The organism is Acidovorax sp. SRI_002 (genome assembly GCF_057586455.1).
This window is the reverse complement of record NZ_JBYCZW010000010.1, coordinates 67,863-86,209: the sequence shown is the minus strand read 5'-3', so window position 1 is coordinate 86,209 and position 18,347 is coordinate 67,863. Positions and strand designations below refer to the sequence as shown.

The 18,347-nt window shown below is 66.0% G+C and carries 15 protein-coding genes; 12 read left to right on the top strand and 3 right to left on the bottom strand.

The annotated features are described in order from the left end of the window. Positions 1 to 46: 46 nt before the first annotated feature. The 3 genes from AC2YJX_RS24135 (at position 47) to AC2YJX_RS24125 (ending at position 6,227) form a co-directional block, all read left to right on the top strand. Positions 47 to 3,616: a TonB-dependent receptor domain-containing protein gene (locus AC2YJX_RS24135; protein WP_487257485.1), complete on the top strand. Its 3,570-nt coding sequence runs from the start codon at positions 47 to 49 to the stop codon at positions 3,614 to 3,616. Then, positions 3,588 to 5,597: a CHASE2 domain-containing protein gene (locus AC2YJX_RS24130; RefSeq protein ID WP_487257484.1), complete on the top strand. Its 2,010-nt coding sequence runs from the start codon at positions 3,588 to 3,590 to the stop codon at positions 5,595 to 5,597. The genes AC2YJX_RS24135 and AC2YJX_RS24130 overlap by 29 nt, the downstream gene beginning before the upstream one ends. Positions 5,598 to 5,876: 279 nt before the next feature. After that, on the top strand, positions 5,877 to 6,227 hold the full coding sequence (locus AC2YJX_RS24125; protein ID WP_055398493.1) for an HPF/RaiA family ribosome-associated protein: 351 nt from the start codon (positions 5,877 to 5,879) through the stop codon (positions 6,225 to 6,227). A 184-nt stretch (positions 6,228 to 6,411) separates the two neighbouring features. Here the strand turns inward: AC2YJX_RS24125 and AC2YJX_RS24120 are convergent, their stop codons facing one another. Together AC2YJX_RS24120 and AC2YJX_RS24115 are read right to left on the bottom strand one after the other, a co-directional pair. Then, complete coding sequence (locus AC2YJX_RS24120) at positions 6,412 to 7,377, bottom strand: PDR/VanB family oxidoreductase (RefSeq protein ID WP_487257483.1); 966 nt, start codon at positions 7,375 to 7,377, stop codon at positions 6,412 to 6,414. Further along, positions 7,374 to 8,429: an aromatic ring-hydroxylating dioxygenase subunit alpha gene (locus AC2YJX_RS24115; protein WP_055398491.1), complete on the bottom strand. Its 1,056-nt coding sequence runs from the start codon at positions 8,427 to 8,429 to the stop codon at positions 7,374 to 7,376. The genes AC2YJX_RS24120 and AC2YJX_RS24115 overlap by 4 nt, the downstream gene beginning before the upstream one ends. 288 nt (positions 8,430 to 8,717) lie before the next feature. Between AC2YJX_RS24115 and AC2YJX_RS24110 the strand changes: the two genes are divergently transcribed. The 6 genes from AC2YJX_RS24110 (at position 8,718) to AC2YJX_RS24085 (ending at position 14,591) form a co-directional block, all read left to right on the top strand. Beyond that, the gene (locus AC2YJX_RS24110; RefSeq protein WP_055398490.1) at positions 8,718 to 9,506 is read left to right on the top strand and encodes a GntR family transcriptional regulator; all 789 of its coding nucleotides are present in this window, start codon (positions 8,718 to 8,720) and stop codon (positions 9,504 to 9,506) included. Between the two features lie 216 nt (positions 9,507 to 9,722). Next, positions 9,723 to 10,760: a TRAP transporter substrate-binding protein gene (locus tag AC2YJX_RS24105; RefSeq protein WP_055398489.1), complete on the top strand. Its 1,038-nt coding sequence runs from the start codon at positions 9,723 to 9,725 to the stop codon at positions 10,758 to 10,760. Between the two features lie 102 nt (positions 10,761 to 10,862). Then, a complete protein-coding gene (locus AC2YJX_RS24100; RefSeq protein WP_121421517.1) occupies positions 10,863 to 11,351 on the top strand; it encodes a TRAP transporter small permease in 489 nt (162 codons plus the stop codon). Next, a complete protein-coding gene (locus AC2YJX_RS24095; protein ID WP_055398487.1) occupies positions 11,348 to 12,667 on the top strand; it encodes a TRAP transporter large permease in 1,320 nt (439 codons plus the stop codon). The genes AC2YJX_RS24100 and AC2YJX_RS24095 overlap by 4 nt, the downstream gene beginning before the upstream one ends. Then, positions 12,667 to 13,629, top strand: coding sequence for a Bug family tripartite tricarboxylate transporter substrate binding protein (locus tag AC2YJX_RS24090; protein WP_055398486.1), 963 nt, complete (start codon positions 12,667 to 12,669; stop codon positions 13,627 to 13,629). Before AC2YJX_RS24095 ends, AC2YJX_RS24090 begins: the two co-directional genes overlap by 1 nt. Positions 13,630 to 13,643: 14 nt before the next feature. After that, entirely contained in the window at positions 13,644 to 14,591 is a 948-nt protein-coding gene (locus tag AC2YJX_RS24085; protein ID WP_055398485.1) for an NAD(P)-dependent oxidoreductase, read from the top strand. A gap of 105 nt (positions 14,592 to 14,696) precedes the next feature. Here the strand turns inward: AC2YJX_RS24085 and AC2YJX_RS24080 are convergent, their stop codons facing one another. Then, positions 14,697 to 15,647: a LysR substrate-binding domain-containing protein gene (locus AC2YJX_RS24080; RefSeq protein WP_055398484.1), complete on the bottom strand. Its 951-nt coding sequence runs from the start codon at positions 15,645 to 15,647 to the stop codon at positions 14,697 to 14,699. A 170-nt stretch (positions 15,648 to 15,817) separates the two neighbouring features. On the opposite strand from AC2YJX_RS24080, the gene AC2YJX_RS24075 reads away from it, so the two are divergent. The 3 genes from AC2YJX_RS24075 to ligK are packed head-to-tail and all read left to right on the top strand — an operon-like array spanning position 15,818 to position 18,266. Next, positions 15,818 to 16,510 (top strand): substrate-binding domain-containing protein, encoded by a 693-nt coding sequence (locus AC2YJX_RS24075; protein ID WP_487257482.1) that lies wholly within the window; start codon positions 15,818 to 15,820, stop codon positions 16,508 to 16,510. 36 nt (positions 16,511 to 16,546) lie between these two features. Next, entirely contained in the window at positions 16,547 to 17,581 is a 1,035-nt protein-coding gene (locus AC2YJX_RS24070) for an amidohydrolase family protein (RefSeq protein ID WP_055398483.1), read from the top strand. Between the two features lies 1 nt (position 17,582). Then, entirely contained in the window at positions 17,583 to 18,266 is a 684-nt protein-coding gene (ligK, locus tag AC2YJX_RS24065) for a 4-carboxy-4-hydroxy-2-oxoadipate aldolase/oxaloacetate decarboxylase (protein WP_055398482.1), read from the top strand. Positions 18,267 to 18,347 lie beyond the last annotated feature (81 nt).

The following is an 18,347-nucleotide window of genomic DNA, read 5'->3' as shown; positions in this document are numbered from 1 at the left end:
GCTGCGCCAGGTGGTGCCCCTCCAGCCTTCCCCGAAAGCCCACGACATGTCCCACAAGAAGCATTGCCTGCCCGCGCTCACGGCGCTGGCCACGTTGACCGCCCTGGCCTGGCCGCTGCTGGCCCAGGCCGCTGTGCCAGCAGGTGCTGCCGCCGAGATCGTCAGCCTGCAGGGCACGGGCGACCAGCGTGCCGCAGCTGCAGCCGACTGGCAGCCCGCTCGCCCGGCCCAGGCCCTCGCCACGGGCGATTTCGTGCGCACCCGGCAAGCCGCGCGGATGGCCCTGCTGTTTGCCGACGACACCCAGCTGCGCCTGCACCAGAACACGGTGCTGCAGGTCAAGGGCGTGGCCACACCCGCCCAGCCGGTGACCACGCTGCTGCTCAACGCGGGCCGGGCCTGGACGCAGACGCGCCGCGCCGATGGCTCCCGGCTGAACCTGGAAACCCCGGCGGCCACGGCGGCGATCCGGGGCACCGACTGGGACATCAGCGTGGAGGACGACGGCCGCACCTTGCTGACCGTGCTGTCGGGCACGGTGGAGTTCTCCAATGCGCAGGGGCAGGTGTCGGTGGGCGCCAACGAGGCCGCCTATGCCGAAGTGGGCAAGGCACCGGTCAAGCTGGTGCTGAGCCAGCCGCGCGACCGCATCCAGTGGGTCAACGCCCTGCGCGCCGACCCGCTGCCGCACCTTGCCGCCGAGACCGTGCCCGAAGCGCTGGCCCCGGTGCACACCGCGCTGGTGGCCCGCGATCTGCCCGCCGCGCGTGCCGCGCTGGCGCAGGCGAAAGCAAACGGCAGCGCACCCGCACCCTGGGTGGCCGTGATGGAGACTGCCATCGCGCTGCAGGCGGGCGATGTCCTCGCTGCGCGCGAACAGCTGGCCCGCCAGGCGGCCACGCCGGCCGCCCCGCTGCCGGTCTGGCTCATGCAGTCGGACGTGTTGCTCATGGAAGGCGACGCGGCCGCTGCGGCCACCACGCTGCGCGCCGCCCTGCAGCGCTGGCCCGCGCACCCGGCCCTGGTGGCCCAGCTGGCCCGGGTGCAACTGCTGAGCGACCGCGTGGACGAGGCCACCGCCACGCTGGCCCCGGCACAGGGCACGGCGCATGCAGAGCTTGCGATGGTGCGGGCTGAATTGGCCCGCCGCCGGGGAGATGCCCCCGGCACGCTGAGTGCGTACACCGAGGCCACGCAGCTCGCGCCGCAAGACGCCCGGGGCTGGCAGGGCCTGGGCAGTGCCCACACCGAACGCGAAGACGCCCGCCCCGCCCGCGCCAATCTGCAGCAGGCGCTGGCGCTGTCGCCCCAAAACCCCGGCGCCTGGGGCGAACTGGGCACGCTGGAAACCTTCACCAACCAGTTCACCGAGGCGGGCCAGGCCTTTGCCACCGCTTTGGGCGACAACCCGGCGGACTACGTGGCACTCACCGGCCAGGGGCTGCTGCACCTCAAGCAGGGCGACCCTCAGGCCGCGCTGGATGCCTTTTTGCGCGCGGGTGTGATGGAGCCCCGCTACGCCCGCGCCAAGACCTGGACGGCCGTGGCGTACTACCAGCTCGGCCGCCACCAGGACGCTCTGGCCACGCTGCGCCAGGCCAGCAGCCTGGACGACAAGGACCCCGTGCCCTACATGCTGCTGGCGCAGATCCACACCGACCTGTTCCAGCCCGGCGAAGCCGTGGAGGCTGCGCGCGCAGCGGTGCAACGCATGCCCTACCTCAAGTCGCTCAACCAGGTCGCCAACGACCAGAAAGGCAGCGCCAACCTGGGTGCCTCCATGGCCTTCTTTGGCATGGAAGACTGGGCGCTGGAACTGGCGCAGCAGAGCTTCTATCCGTACTGGGGCGGAAGCCACCTGTTCCTGGCAGACCGGTATGCGGGCGAGTTCAACAAGAACTCGGCGCTGTTCCAGGGTTTCCTCACAGACCCGATGGCGTTTGGGGCGAGCCAGCGGTATTCGTCGCTGCTGCAGCAACCCGGGGCGCATGGGGCGGTGGGGGTGACGCTGGACAAGGAGGATGCACGGTCGCGTGCACCCGCCATCACGCTCAATGGCATGAACAACAGCTATGTGCCCACTTCCTGGTTCTTCAAAGCGCAGTCGGTCAGCGTGAGCGAGTTGCCTTTTGATCTGCTGAACAATCAGGCCCCGGCGGTGCGGGGCGGTTATGGCGATCTGACCGGGCGCGCCGTGACTGCAGGTGTTGGCATGCAGCCTACGGAGCGCATCAATCTCTTTGCCTATGTGAACCAGTTCGAGGCACGTATGCGGAGCCAGAATCTGTTTGAGACGTCCATTGACAACACGAACAGCCAAGGCGCTTTGGGCCTAGCGTACCGCTGGGGGCCGACGGAGCAGACATGGATCAAGCTGGGCCGCAGTGTGGAAAACAACGAGTATCTGCGTTACCCCACGGCGTATATCGACCCACCTTTGGTGACGGTGACGGGCTTCAGCACTGCACCACGCAAACAGTTGACCGATCTGCAATTGCGCCACACTTTGGACACGGCACCGGGCAGTCGTTGGAGCCTTGCACTTGAGCACGTGCGTGAGCGGCAGAACAATGTGTTGGCAGGCGAAACCGTGGTGGCGGCCGACATCCCCGGCGTGGGGCTTTACACGGACTATTTGATTGCGCTGGGCTACAACCGGATTGACCGGCGGTACACCGGCCTTACTCTGGCGACCACCCAGCGGCTGGACGCTGCGTTGAATCTGGATGCCGCACTGGGGATTCAACAGATTCGCCACCGCGTCGATGGCCTCACCAGCTACTACTTGGCGAACCTTGATGTACTTACCGAAGAAAATGCTGGCCGCGCAGAGATGGAGCGCGTCGTCACCCCCCGCGTAGGCATGGTGTGGCAACCCGCCGCAGGCACCACCGTGCGCATGGCCTACCAGGACTGGCTGCGGCCACTCAGCGTTTCCACCCTCACCAGCGTGGAAACTGCAGGCATTCCCGTGGAAGACCGGCTGGTGGAAGCTGGTGGCCGCCACAAGCGCACCGTGGCGCAACTGGGCATGGAACTGGGAGCCAATACGTTCCTGAGCCTGCGTGCAGACCATCTGCGTGTGCGCAACCCCGGTACCGTGGGCGTAGACCTGCGCACCCCCAGCCTGCCGTTCCTGGAAGAAATGCGCAACGTCCAGCTGGTCAACCTCTCCACCACCGATCTGCTGGAAGACACGCCCAGCTTCGACGCTGGCACCCTCAAGACACTGGGTGCCGGTGTCAACCATATGTTCAACCGGCGCTGGTCGGGCTACGCCAAGTACCTCTACCAGGGCAGCGAAAGCCATATCTACGACACGGAAGGGCCGGCAGGGCGCATCCCCTACATTCCGCGCCACACCGCAGTGCTGGGCGCCACCTGGGTCAGCCCGCAGCGGTTTTATGTCAGCGGCCGTGCGGTGTACCGGTCGGAGCGTTTTGAAGACAAGGAAAACCTCACGCGCATGGCGCCCGGCTGGGGCCTGGACCTGATGGGTTTCTGGGAATCGCAGGACAAACACTGGGTGGTGGGCGTGGCCGCATTGAACCTGTGGGCGCCGAAGTCAGACCGCAGAAAGACCCGGTATGTTCTGGACGCGCGCTACCGCTTCTGATTCCGCATCACCAGCGGTCCGGCGCCAGCAACAGGTCTACGCGCTGGCAGCCTGCGCGCTGGCGCTGCTGCTGGTGGGGGCGGCCACGTTCAGCCGCACCTGGCACGCGCTGGAGTTCAAGACCTTCGACGTGCTCACGGCCTGGACTGCGCCGCAGCGCACGGCGCTGCCCGTGGTGATCCTGGCGATTGACGAACCTACGTTTCAAGAGCTGCAACACACCTGGCCCTTCCCGCGCAGCGTGCATGCAGCGCTTTTGCAGCGTTTGCACGACGAGGGTGCCGCCGCTGTGGGCCTGGACATCGTGTTCGCCGACCCATCAACCGAAGCCGAAGATGCCGCACTGGCGCAGGCCATCGCAGAGACCGGCCCCGTGGTGCTGGCCGCCACCCGTGAAAAGATCGACAGCAGCAACGCTGCGCTGTGGCTGGACGTGATGCCACTGCAGCGGTTTCTGGACGCCGGAGCCGATGCGGGCGATGCCGGGGTGGAGCCCGACGATGACTTTGTGGTGCGCCGTGTGCCCGTGGCGCGCGAGGGTTTTGCCCTGCGGCTGGCCCAGCGCGCGGCCGAGGCGCGCGGCAAGCTGCCGGTGCTGCGCCACTTCGACTGGATCGGCTACCGGGGCCCGCGCGGCACGTTTGACACGCGCTCGTATTACCAGGCGCTGGAGCCGGGCCTGCTGCCAGCGGGCTTCTTCAAGAACAAGATCGTGCTGGTGGGGCGCTCGGCGCGCACCGCGACCGAGTTGTCGCGGTCGCAGGCCGACCTGTTCAATTCACCGTTTGGCACCGCAGGGGGCGAGCGCCTGTTTCCCGGTGTGGAACTGCAGGCCACGCTGGTGGACAACTACCTCACCGGCGGCGGGCTGCGCACCGTGCCCGAAGGCTGGACGCTGTCCCTCGTAGCGCTGCTGGTCCCCTTGCTGCTATGGGGCAACCGCAGGCTGCACCCGGCGGGCGCCGCAGCGCTGGCGGCGGCGCTGGTGGCGGCGATAGCGGGAGCCTCGTGGTGGCTGTTCGGGCGCTTTCAGCTGTGGTGGCCGCCCTTGCTGCCTGCGGCGGCGGCATTGGCGGTCTACGGTGCAGCGGCGCTGGCGGGTTATGCCTTTGTGCGCCGGCGCGCGCGCCAGACGCGGGTGATGTTTGCGCAGTATGTGCCGCCCGCCGTGGTCTCGCGCCTCATTGCGCAGCCCGAGCTGATGCGCCTGGGCGGAGAGGCGCGCGAGGTCACGCTCATGTTCACCGACCTGGCCAACTTCACCACGCTATCGGAGCAGCTGAGTGCCGAGCAGACGGTGGAAGTGCTCACCGCGTATTTCAACGCCATGACGCCCATCGTGCACGCCACGGGTGGCACGGTGGACAAGTTCATCGGCGACGCGGTGATGGCCTTTTGGGGGGCGCCGCTCGACGACCCGCAGCACACCGAGCACGCGGTGACTGCGGCCATCTCCATGCAGCAGGCCATGCAGGTGCTGGTGGCCGACCTGCGTGCGCGGGGCCTGCCGCCCATCCACATGCGCATTGGCCTGCACACGGGGCGGGTGGTGGTGGGCAACGTGGGGTCGGAGCAGCGCTTTTCGTACACCGCGATTGGCGATGCGGTGAACCTGGCCGCACGGCTGGAGGGCGCCAACAAGGCCTTTGGCACCGGCATCCTGCTCTCTGCCGCCACCGCCGCGCAGCTGCCTTCCTCGGTGGCTCTGCGCGCGCTCGATGATGTGGTCGTGAAGGGAAAAACCGAGCCCGTGCGTGTGTTCACACCGTGTGGCGATGCCGCTGTGCGGGACGCCAGCCTGGCCGCGCTCAATGCCTTCCACGCGCGCGATTGGGACGGTGCCAGCGGCTATCTGGCGCAGGTGCTGGCACGCGTGCCTGGGGATGCGGCGGCGCTGCGCCTGCAGCAGCGCGTGGCAGAGGCGCGCGCCTTGCCCGTTGGCAGCGACTGGTCGCCCGCCGTGGCGCTGGACAAGTTGTAGGAGCCTGTTCAAGGTCTTTTCGGGGTCGCACAAGGCACTTGCCCGAAGGGTTGGAGTGAAATCGGGCCGATGAACTCGGAGCTTTGGCGCCCCGGCTGCTTGCATGGGCACGAGCCCATGCGGCGCATCTGAAGCATCCACTCATCCCGATTGCACTCCAATGCGATCCCCGAAAAGACCTTGAACAGGTTCTGAGGATGTTTTGACATGTGTTTTCCGGGGTCAAGGCCTGCGGTGCCATCATGGACCCCTGAGTAACGTCATCTGAAAGGAACTCTGATGCAAGTACAAGTGAACACTGACGACCACATCCACGGCGGCGAGTCGCTCGCGCAATGGATCACGGACGAGTCCAAGAGCCGCCTCACGCGCTTTCAGGACCACATCACGCGGCTGGAGGTGTTTCTGTCAGATCTGGATGCGGGCAAGTCCGGCGCCAATGACAAACGCTGCCGCATCGAGGCCCGCGTGACCGGCCGCCAGCCCGTCACTGTGACCGACGAAGCCGACAAGATGGCCAACGCCTTCATCGGCGCAGTGGACAAACTGGCCCGCGCGCTCGACACCGACCTGGGCCGCGTCAAAGACCGGCACGGCCGCGACACGATCCGCACGGCCGTGGAAGAGTGAGTTTTGAGTGAAATTGGCTGCTAGCGCTTGATGGATAAGTGCCAGCAGCTATCAATTCAGGAGTTTTTCGGCCAAACCCTCGCGAGCCCCACGCGGGGGACGCCTGGCAAGGGCCGCCCCGCAGCGAGGGCGTCGTCCCCCTTCAGGGGGAAGGCGCCGCAGGCGACTCAGGGGGTATTCAACTTCACAAATCCAGCACCAGCAGCTTGCTGCGCGCGCGCGAGCAGCAGGGCATGAACTGCTCGTTGGCTGCCTTTTCTTCGTCGGTCAGGTACATGTCGCGGTGGTCCACCTCGCCCTCCAGCACGCGCGTGAGGCAGGTGCCGCACACGCCCTGCTCGCACGAGGTCAGGATGTCGATGCCCTCCTTGCGCAGGGCTTCCACCACCGACACGTCGGGCGCAATCGCGTAGACCTTGCCCGTGCTGGCAATGCGCACGTCAAAGCCCTGATCGCCCGAGGTGTCCTGCGCAGGGGCGCCAAAGTATTCGAGGTGGATGTGGTCCTGCGCCCAGCCCAGGGCCTTGGCACTGTTCACCACGTGGTCGATGAAGCCCGCCGGTCCACATACATACAGACGCTTGTCGGGGCCGGGGGCTGCCAGCACGGTGGCGATGTCCAGCTTCTGTTCGGGCGGGCCCGCATCGAAATGGAAATGCACACGCGGTGCCATGGCCGATGCGGCAATTTCGGCAGCAAACGCCGTGCGTTCGGCAGAGCGCGTGCAGTAGTGCAGCGCAAAGTCGGCGCCCGTGCGCGCCAGCCGGTCGGCCATGCACAGCAGCGGCGTGACGCCAATGCCACCGGCCAGCAGCACCGTGCGCTGCGCGGGGTGCAGCGCAAAGTGGTTACGGGGTGTGCTGATGGTGATCACATCGCCCTGGTGCACGCTGTCGTGCATGGCGACCGAGCCGCCACGCGACGCTGGATCGCGCAGCACGGCAATGCGGTAGCGGTGCGATTCGTGCGAGGCGTTGCACAGCGAATACTGCCGCGTCAAACCTCCGGGCAGATGCACATCGATGTGCGAACCCGCGCTGAACGGGGGCAGCGCGGCGCCGTCCACGCGCGCCAGCTCGAAGCTGGCAATGCCTTCGGCCTCGGCCTGCTTTTTGACGACGCGGACCTGGATCGTTTCCTGCGCGGTCATGCGGCCACCGCCGGGGGTGCAGCGGCGGCCTGCTCGGCCGCGATGATGCGGTCCAGGATCTTGCGCGACTGCACGCCGCCTGCGTCGATGTTCAGCATGAGCAGCTTGCGGTCGGGGTAACGCAGCAGGTTCTGCTGCTGCTGTTCCAGCATGTCCTGGTCTTCGGCAAAGATGTTGCCCTGGCCCTCGCGGATCTGCGTGGTGAGCGAGGGGTCTTGCGGCTTGAAGTTGCGCGCCATGCCCCAGAAGTAGTGGATCGAAGTCTCGGTCTCGGGCGTGATGAAGTCCACCACGATGCTCGATGCCTTCTTGTCCGCCGGCGCGTCATAGCCGCCGTTGCCCGCCAGCGCCACGCCCACCTCGATCAGCACATGGCTGGGTGGTGTGAAGTGGCAGATCTGCCAGCGGTCCACCGGCTGGTCGTCGGGCAGGCCGTTCATGCGCAGCGCCATCTTCCAGAAGGGCGGCGCTTCGATGCCTTCCATGAAGCGGCTGGTGATCACCTCGTCGCCCTCCACGCGGGTCTTGCAGGGCACCTCGTCGATCTCCTTTTGGCCGATGCTGGTGGAGTGCACGTAGGTCTCGTGCGTCAGGTCCATCAGGTTGTCGATCATCAGGCGGTAGTCGCAGGCAATGTGGTACAGCCCGCCGCCGTAAGCCCATTCGGGGTTGTTGGCCCAGGGCAGGTGGTGGATGGTGGCGGGGTCGGCCTGCGCCGCGTCGCCGGGCCACACCCAGATGAAGCCGTAACGCTCCACCACCGGAAAGCTGCGCGCCTTGGGAAACCCTTGCACGCGCTGGCCGGGCATGGACACCGACTTGCCCGTGCATTCCACCCTGAGGCCGTGGTAGCCGCATTGCAGGTGGCCTTCGCACACCGTGCCCAGCGACAGTGGTGCGCCCCGGTGGGGGCAGAAGTCGTCCAGCGCGGCGACCTGGTCGGGCGCGGGGCGGTAGAAGACGATCTTCTCGCCGCAGATGGTGCGGCCCAGGGGCTTGTCGGCAATCTCGTCAGGGGTGCAGGCTACGTACCAGGCGTTTTTGGGAAACATGCTTGTCTCTCTCCGTGGGGTGGTGGGATGTTGTTGGCCTGGCCCGCAGGCCGCCTTCAGCGCTTTGGTGTTGTGAAGCGGATTGTGCAAAAAAGGCCATTCGATGTATACATTCAATCGTTGAAAATCAGCTATCGCGAATGGGTATATCGCATATGCCCTTGTTTTTGAAGCTATTTTTTGAATTTTCTAGTTGATTTGGTTTTTGTATGTATACATTAATGGGCCGCCGGGCTGCCCCAAGCCTTGGTTGTATGGTTTTTTTGATCATCTCTCCGCACACTCCACATGAACCTCTCTGAGCCCCTCCTGGCGGATTCCGCCCCGGGCGACGCTGCCGAAGGTGGCGCTTCGCAGTCGGTGAAGGCGCAGCTGCGCCTGCGTGAAATGATCCTGGCGGGCGAGTTGCCGGGCGGTGCGCGCATTGCCGAGCTGGCCATCGTCGAGAAGCTGGGGGTGTCGCGCACGCCCATCCGCGCCGCGCTCATGCGGCTGGAGCAAGAGGGCCTGCTGCAGCTGCTGCCAGGGGGTGGGTACGCCGTGCGCACCTTTTCCGAAACCGATGTGGCCGACGCCATTGCGCTGCGCGGCACGCTGGAAGGGCTGGCCGCGCGCCTGGCGGCCGAGCGCGGGGTGGATGCCGCCGTGCTGGCCGACGCCCATGCCTGCCTGGATGCCATCGACACCACCTTGGCCCCTTCCACGCTGGACGACGTGGGTTTCTCGCGCTATGTGGAGCTGAACGCACGTTTTCACCTGCTGCTGGGCCGCATGGTGGGCAGCGATGTGGTGGCGCGGGAGCTGGAGCGGGTCAAGGGCTTGCCGTTTGCGTCGCCCTCGGCCTTTGTGATGGTGCAGACCCATTCGCCGCAGGCGCGCGACTTGCTGGTGGTGGCCCAAGACCAGCATCGCCAGCTGCTGGACGCCATCGAGCACCATGAGGGCGCGCGGGCCGAGGCGATCATGCGCGAGCACTCGCGCCTCGCGCAGCGCAACCTGCGTGCAGCCTTGTCGGGCCAGGCCGGTGGGCAGGTGCATGCCGACATGCCCGCCCTCACGCTCATTCGGCGGGGGTGACGGGCAACCCACCAAGCGCGAGGGTTGCAGGGTCTGCGGGTTTCACCGGTTTCATAACGTTACGGCATAGCTGAAAGTCCGTCATAGAACTGGCATGTGGATGCGACTGCATGCACAGTGGGGGCGGGACAGTGTCCCGCTCCATGCCGCAGATTCTCTGCGGCCCTGGGGTGTGGCCTCGCAGATGTGCAGATAAATCGAGACCGGAGACAAAAAATGAACTTCTTCAAGCGACGCGCCGCATTGACGGCCCTGGGGGCGGCGGCCCTGGCAACGGTGGCTGGCAGTGCCATGGCGCAGACCGTGACCTTGCGGCTGCACCAGATGCTCCCACCCCAGGCCACCATCCCGGCCAAGGCCCTGGTGCCCTGGGCCCAGAAGGTCGAGGCCGACTCGGGCGGCAAGATCAAGGTGCAACTGTTCCACGCCATGCAACTGGGCGGCGCGCCGCCACAGCTGTTTGACCAGGCGCGCGATGGCGTGGTGGACTTCACCTGGACGGTGCTGGGCTACACCCCGGGCCGCTTCCCCAAGACGGAAGTGTTCGAGCTGCCCTTCATGAGCGGCAACGCTGAAGCGTCTTCGCGCGCCATCCAGGAATACGTCGAGAAGTTCGCGGCCGATGAGTTCAAGGACGTCAAGCTGATCGCCGTGCACACCCACGGCCCTGGCCTGTTCCATACCAAGACGCCCGTCACCGGCCTGGAAAGCCTGCGCGGCATGAAGGTGCGCGGTGGCTCGCGCATCATCAGCAACATGCTCACCAAGCTGGGCGCCACGCCGGTTGGCATGCCTGTCCCTGCCGTGACCGATGCGCTGAGCAAGGGCACCATCGACGGCACCACCATCCCGTGGGAGGTGACGCCTTCGCTGAAGGTGACCGAGCTGGTGCGCAACCACACGACCTTTGCTGGCAAGGAAGGCCTGTACACGCAGACTTTTGCGTTCTCGATGAACAAGGCCAGCTATGACAAGCTTCCGCCGGACCTCAAGGCCGTGATCGACAAGAACTCCGGCATCGAGACCGCCGCCATGTTTGGCCGCGCCATGGACGAGGGCGACAAGGTGGGCCGCCAGATTGCCGAGCGCGCCAAGAACAACATCGTTGCCCTGGACCTGGCCGAGACGCAGCGCTGGCGCCGCACGGCTGCCAGTGTGGAAACCGACTGGATCAACGAGGTGAAGGGCAAGGGCATCGACGGTGCCAAGCTTGCTGCTGAGGCGCGGGCCCTGATCGAAAAGCACAGCCGATAACCTCGGCGGTGTCGCCAGGCGCACCCGATTGCGCTGCTCCATGCCGATCCGCTCTGGTGGGTACCGGAATGGATCGGTTTGATTTTTTGACAGGACCCTGCCTTGAAGTTCCTATCGTTTCTCGCCCAGGCTTGCGCGGTGCTGGCCGGGGTCATTCTCACGGGGGTGACGCTGGTCACCTGTGCAAGCATTGTGGGCCGCAACACCACGGGCTGGACTGTCCTGGGCGACTACGAACTCACGGCCGTGGCCGCAGGGGCCGCGATCGCGCTGTTCATGCCCTGGTGCCAGTTGCGCCGCCAGAACATCATCGTGGACTTTTTCACCGCCCGGGCCTCCTCGGCCGTGAATGCCCGGCTGGACCGCTTCGGCGCACTGCTGCTATCGGCTATGTTCCTCGTGCTGGCCTGGCGCACGGCCACGGGTGGGCTCAGTGCCCGCAACTCCATGACCACCACCATGATGCTTGGGTTTCCTGAATGGATCACGTACGCTGCCATGGTGCCGCCCCTGTTGCTGACGGGGGTGATTGCCCTGGTGCAGGCCTTCGGCCCGGCGCACATTGAAATTGAAGAAGAGGATGCCGCATGAGCCCGCTGGCCCTCGCTCTTTCGATTTTTGGTGTGATGCTTGCGCTCATGGTGGTGCGTGTGCCCATTGCGGCGGCGATGTTTGGCGCTGGTGCCTTTGGCTACCTCTACCAGGTAGGGCTACCGCCGTTTCTCAACAACCTCAACGGCCTGGCCTTTGCGCGGTTTGCGAGTTATGACCTGTCGGTGATCCCCCTGTTCATCCTCATGGGCAACTTCGCCACGCAGGGAGGCATCTCCAAGGCGCTGTTCCAGTTTGCCAGCGTGCTCATGGCGCGCTTCAAGGGCGGGCTGGCCATGGCAGCGGTGGCGGCGAGTGCGGCCTTTGGCGCCATTTGCGGCTCGTCCATTGCCACCGCAGCCACCATCACGTCGGTGGCGCTGCCCGAGATGAAGCGGCACGGCTACTCCGGCCGCCTGGCCACCGGCACGCTGGCGGCGGGGGGCACGCTGGGCATTCTGATCCCGCCCTCGGTGCCTCTTGTGATCTACGCCATCCTGACCGAGCAGAATATCGCCAAGCTGTTTGCTGCGGCCACCATCCCCGGCATCATCGCCATGCTGGGCTACATGATCGCGATTGCGATCTACGTGCGCATCCGCCCCGGCCATGCGCCGGACCACACCGTCGATCTTCCCAAGATGTCCTTGCAGGCCCTGCTGGGAGTGCTGCCCATTGCCATCGTGTTCCTGGTGGTGTTTGGCGGCATCTATGGCGGCCTGTTCACACCCACCGAGGGCGCGGGGGTAGGCGTGGCCTGCACCTTCCTTGCGGCGCTGCTCAAGCGCGAACTGACACTGGAGAAAATCAAGCAGTGTTTCCTGTCCACCGCGTCTGCCAGCGCCATGATCTTCATGATCTTCATTGGCGCCGACATGATGAACACGGCGCTCGCATTGACGCAGGTGCCTGGTCAGCTGGCGGGCCTGATCCAGGGCTGGAACGTTTCGCCCTATATGGTGGTGGCCGGCATCCTGCTCTTTTACGTGGTGCTGGGTGCGGTGATGGACGAGTTGTCCATGATCTTGTTGACCATCCCCATTTTCTTCCCGGTGATCATGGGCCTGGACTTCGGCATGTCGCAGGAGCACACAGCCATCTGGTTTGGCATCATGGTGCTCATGACGGTGGGGTTTGGCTTGCTTGCGCCGCCCGTGGGCCTTAACGTGTACGTGGTCAATGGCCTTGCGAAAGACGTACCCATCGCTGAGAGCTACAAGGGCGTAATGCCTTTCCTCGCCAGCGATGTGGTGCGGACCACGCTGCTGCTGGTGTTTCCGCCCATCTCCTTGTGGCTGGTGCAGTTCGTCGGCTGATGGATCGCCGGGCAGCACTCCTCGCGCTGGGCCTCACCCCCTGCACCGTGCTGCGTGCGCAGCCCGCATTTCCAACCAAGGCGCTGCGCATCGTTGTGCCCTTTGCGGCGGGCGGCGTGGGTGACCTCACTGCACGCGCCGTGGCCACGGGGCTGGCCGCGCGGCTGGGGCAGCCCGTGGTCATCGACAACCGCCCCGGCGCCGGGGGTGTGGCGGCTGCCGATGCGGTCGCACGCGCGGAGCCCGACGGGCACACGCTGTTCCTGCTGTCCAACGGCACGGCGGTATCCGCAAGCCTTTTCAAGTCGCTGCCCTACGACACGCTGGCCGACTTCGCTCCGGTCAGCACGCTGGGTTTCTTCGATATCGCGGTGCTGGTACCTGCCGATTCGCCCCACCGCACGCTGGCCCAGCTGCTGGCGCATGCGCGGGCCCATCCAGGCCAACTCAATATCGGCAGCATCAACATCGGGAGCACCCAGCACCTGGCGGCCGAGCTGTTCAAAAGCAGCGCGGCCATTGATGCGCAGGTGGTGCCGTTCAACGGCACGCCCGCACTCATCACCGCGCTGCGGGGTCGGCAGGTGGATGTGGGCGTGGAGATTCTGGGCCCCACCTTGCCGCAGGTGCGCGCCGGGGCGTTGCGTGTGCTGGCGGTCACGGGCGAGCAGCGCTCTGTGGTGTTGCCCGATGCGCCCACGGCGGTGGAGCTGGGCGTGAAGGGTTTTGTGGCCGCTTCATGGAACGCGCTGGCCGTGCCCTCGCGCACACCGCGCGCGGTGGTGGACCGGCTGCAGCGCGAGGTGGTGGCCACTGTGGCGACACCCGCTGTGCAGCAGCAGCTGCGCGCGCTCAACGTCGAGCCCCGCACCTCCACACCGGAGCAGGCCGCTGCCCTGCTCAAAACCGACATCGACCGCTGGCGCGCCGTGATGGAGCGCGCGGGCATCCCCAAGCAATGAAACCTGATAGCACCATGCAGACCGAAGAGAACCCAGTCTTGCCCCCTGTGGACCGCGTGGACCGCCTGGGTATCGTCGGCTACGGCGAGGTGGGCCGCATCTTTGCAGCGGGCCTGCGCAACGCCGGTGTGAGCGATCTGGCGGTATGGGACCTGAAGTTCATCGACCCTGCGAAGGGCCCCGAGCCGCTCGCCCACGCACAGGTGGCGGGCGCGGTTGCGGCCGACAGCGTTGCGGCCCTGTGCGCCGGGCGCCAGCTCATCGTGTCGGCCGTGACGGCCAGCAACACGCTGGCGGTGGCCGAGGCGGTGGCGCTGCACATTGCGCCTGGCGCGTTCTTTCTGGACCTCAATTCCGCGTCCCCCGGCACCAAGCAGCAGGCCGCCGCGTTGATCCATGCGCGTGGCGCCCGGTACGTCGAGGCGGGGGTGATGACGTCGGTGCCGCCCTATGGCATCGCCGTCCCCATGCTGCTCGGAGGCCCCCACGCCGCCACGCTGGCGCCTGTGTTGCACGGGTGGGGCATGGACGCCAAGCCGGTCAGCGACCAGCTGGGCGTGGCCAGTGCCATCAAGATGTGCCGCAGCGTCATGATCAAGGGGCTGGAGGCGCTGGTGATGGAGAGCTATGCAACGGCCCGCCACTACGGTGTGGAAGACCATGTGCTGCCCACCTTGGCTGAGACCTTTCCGTCCATCGACTGGCAAAAGCAGGGAAGCTACTTCTTCAGCCGCGTGGTGCAGCACGGCCAGCGCCGCGCCGAAGAGATGCGCGAGTCGGCCCGCACCGTGGGTGAAGCAGGCATGGCGCCGCTGATGGCATCAGCCATTGCCGACAAGCAGCAGTGGGTGGCCGACCTGGCGCGCGAAGGCATCTTTCAAGGTCTGCCCCAGGACGCGCGCTGGCAGGACTATGCGGATCGCTTGTTAGAAAGTTTGTCATCACCTGGGGCCGCGGGCTGACGCCTCGGTCCCTTTGATGGGCCTCTGCTCCAAGCCTGCTTGTACAGGCTTGGACGTTCGCGAAGAGCTGCCACCTCGGGCGGCTGCACCGGGGCGCGCAGCGCCTCAGGGGGGGCTCCTGTACAACGCTTGCAAGGTGCTGCGAATCAGTTCCGCCATCGCCTGCTGCGTGAGCGTGGCCGGGCGCTGCGAACTCACTGCCAAGAAGAGCTTGCTGCGCAGCCTTGCACTGTCCTCGCCATCCATGCTCGCACCCAGAATCGGCCGCGTAATGAACACCTCGGGCTTGCCCGACGTGGTGACCGCATTCATGGGCAGCACCGCGCAGCCCGCGCCATCGGCCACCAGGTCCAGGATGGCGGCCACACCGTCGATCTCCAGGCTGATCTGGGGGCGTTTGCCGCGCGCGGCCAGTTCCGATTCCACGAGCATGCGGATCGAGTTGGGGCGCGTGGGGATCACCAGCGGAAAGCGGGGCAGCTCGTCCAGCGGCAGGGGCGTGCGGGCCAGGGTATCGGCCTCCGCCTCGCTCTGGCCCACGGCGCGGCGCTGCACCAGAAACAGGTCTTCCTCCAGCAGAGCAGTGATCTCGATGCCCGGCGCAGGGGGCGTGTTGTAGAGCAGCGCAATGTCGAGCAGCCCTGTGGTCAGCGACTCGCGCATGGCCACCGACAGCCCTTCGCTGATGGCCAGCGCCGCATCGGGCAGCTTCACGCGGAAGGCGCGGGTCAGCGGCACGGTCAGCACCTTGGCAATGCTGGGCGGCAGGCCGATGGCCACACGCCCGGCGAGGGCGCCGCGCACGCGGCCCAGCTCTTCGCGCGCACGCTCCACCTGGTGCAGGATGCCCCGCCCATGCTCCAGCAGCAGCTTGCCCGCCTCGGTGGGTGTGGCACCCCGGCCATTGCGCACCAGCAGGTTCTGGCGCAGCTCCACCTCCAGCAGGCGCACCTGGCGGCTCAGGGCGGGCTGGGCAATGTCCAGCACCACAGAAGCCCGGGTAAAGCTACCCAGCTCGGCCACGCGCACAAAGTATTCGATCTGCTTGAGGTCCATGGGGAATGCTCTCTGCTATTTGAATAGCTCCAAGTCAACGATCACGGAATGATATATCTGGTAGTGCCGGTGCCGCCTTCTTGTTTGGCCCTGCGCTGACCACAATCAGCGCCATGGAACCCCAGCGCACGCAACGCGCGGGCCACCCGCAGCCCGGCAGGAGACACAGCATGACCCCCCCAGAAATTCGCGGCATTTCGTCGATGGCCACGCGCCAGGTGCTGGCCGATCTGGGGGCCGGGTTTGCGCAGCAATCGGGCACGCAGGCCGCCATCGAATCGGTGGGCGGCGTGGACGCGGCCAAGCGTGTGGCGGCCGGTGAGGCGTTCGACGTCGTCATTCTTGCCTCCGACGCCATCGACAAGCTTTTGGCTGCGGGTCACCTGCTGCCCGGCAGCAAGGTGGACTGGGTGCACTCCGGCGTGGCCGTGGCCGTGCCTGCAGGCGCACCGTTGCCCGACATCCGCACCGAAGAAGCAGTGCGCCAGGCCGTGCTGGCCGCGCCCAGCATCAGCCTGTCCACCGGCCCCAGCGGCGTGGCACTGGCCAAGCTGTTCGAGCGCTGGGGCATTGCCGAACAGATCGCACCGCGCATGGTGCAGGCGCCCCCTGGGGTGCCGGTGGGCTCGCTGGTGGCCAAGGGCGAGGTGGCGCTGGGCTTTCAACAGTTGAGCGAGCTGCTGCACGTGCCGGGCATCCAGATCGTGGGCCCGCTGCCACCCGCCATCCAGATCACCACCACGTTTTCAGCGGGCATTGGCGCGTTGTCGCAACAGCCGGAAGCTGCCCGCGCCTTGCTGGCCTACCTGGCTTCGCCCGCTGCGGCCGAAGCCAAGCAAAAACAAGGCATGACCCCTGCCTAACCAATCACAAGAACACCTTCCAGGAGCACCCAAAAAATGAGCCTCATCATCGACTGCCACGGCCACTACACCACGGCCCCCAAGGCGCTGGAGAACTGGCGCAATGCGCAGATCGCCGGCATCAAAGACCCCGCGGCCATGCCCAAAGTGTCAGACCTGCACATCAGCGACGACGAGCTGCGCGAGTCCATCGAGACCAACCAGCTCAAGCTGATGAAGGAGCGCGGCAGCGACATTACGCTGTTCAGCCCGCGCGCCAGCTTCATGGCCCACCACATTGGCGACTTCAACGTGTCCAGCACCTGGGCGGCCATCTGCAACGAGCTGTGCTTTCGCGTCTCCACGCTGTTCCCCGACCACTTCGTGCCCGTGGCCATGCTGCCGCAGTCGCCCGGTGTCGATCCCGCCACCTGCATCCCCGAGCTGGAAAAGTGCGTGCACGAATACGGCGCCGTGGGCATCAACCTGAACCCCGACCCCTCCGGCGGTCACTGGACCAGCCCGCCGCTGACCGACAAGCACTGGTACCCCATCTACGAAAAGATGGTGGAGTACGACCTGCCCGCCATGATCCACGTGAGCACCAGCTGCAACGCGTGCTTTCACACCACCGGCGCGCACTATCTGAACGCCGACACCACGGCCTTCATGCAGCTGATCCAGGGCGATCTGTTCAAGGACTTCCCCACGCTCAAGTTCCTGATCCCGCACGGCGGCGGCGCGGTGCCGTACCACTGGGGCCGGTTCCGTGGCCTGGCGCAGGAGATGAAGAAGCCCCTGCTCGACGAGCACCTGATGAACAACGTGTACTTCGACACCTGCGTGTACCACCAGCCCGGCATCGACCTGCTCAACACCGTGATCCCGGTGAAGAACGTGTTGTTCGCCAGCGAAATGATTGGCGCGGTGCGCGGCATCGACCCCACTACCGGCAACTACTACGACGACACCAAGCGCTATATCGAGGCGTCCACGATCCTGAGTGCCGAAGACAAGCACCAGATCTACGAAGCCAACACGCGCCGTGTTTTCTCCCGACTCGATTCACGCCTGAAGGCAAAGGGGCTCTGAAATGTTTGAACTTGGCGTTGTCTACCGCAACATCACCCGTGCCGACCGCGCAGCCGCTGACGGCCTGGCTGCCCTCGGCTCGGCTACCGTGCACGAGGCCATGGGCCGCGTGGGCCTGCTCAAGCCTTACATGCGCCCCATCTACGGCGGCCAGCAGGTCAGCGGCACAGCCGTCACCGTGCTGCTGCAGCCCGGCGACAACTGGATGATGCATGTGGCGGCCGAGCAGATCCAGCCCGGCGATATCGTGGTGGCAGCCGTCACCTCGGAGTGCACCGACGGCTATTTTGGCGACCTGCTGGCCACCAGCTTCCAGGCCCGTGGCGCCCGCTCGCTCATCATCGACGCCGGTGTGCGCGACGTGAAGACGCTGCAGGCAATGAACTTCCCCGTGTGGAGCAAGGCGATCAGCAGCAAGGGCACCATCAAGGCCACGCTGGGCTCGGTCAACATCCCCGTGGTGTGCGCTGGTGCGCTGGTCACGCCGGGCGACGTGATCGTGGCCGACGACGACGGCGTGGTGTGTGTGCCTGCCGCCCGCGCTGTGCAGACGCTCGAAGCCGCGCAAAAGCGCGAAAGCTTTGAAGGCGAAAAGCGCGCCAAGCTCGCCAGCGGCGTGCTGGGCCTGGACATGTACAACATGCGCCCCGGCCTGGAGAAGGCAGGCCTCAGGTACATCGACTGAACCCCGGTCTCAAGTCTTTTTGGCCTCTAGCGCTTATTCAATAAGCGCTAGCAGCTACTAATTTTATAGCTATCGTTTTTC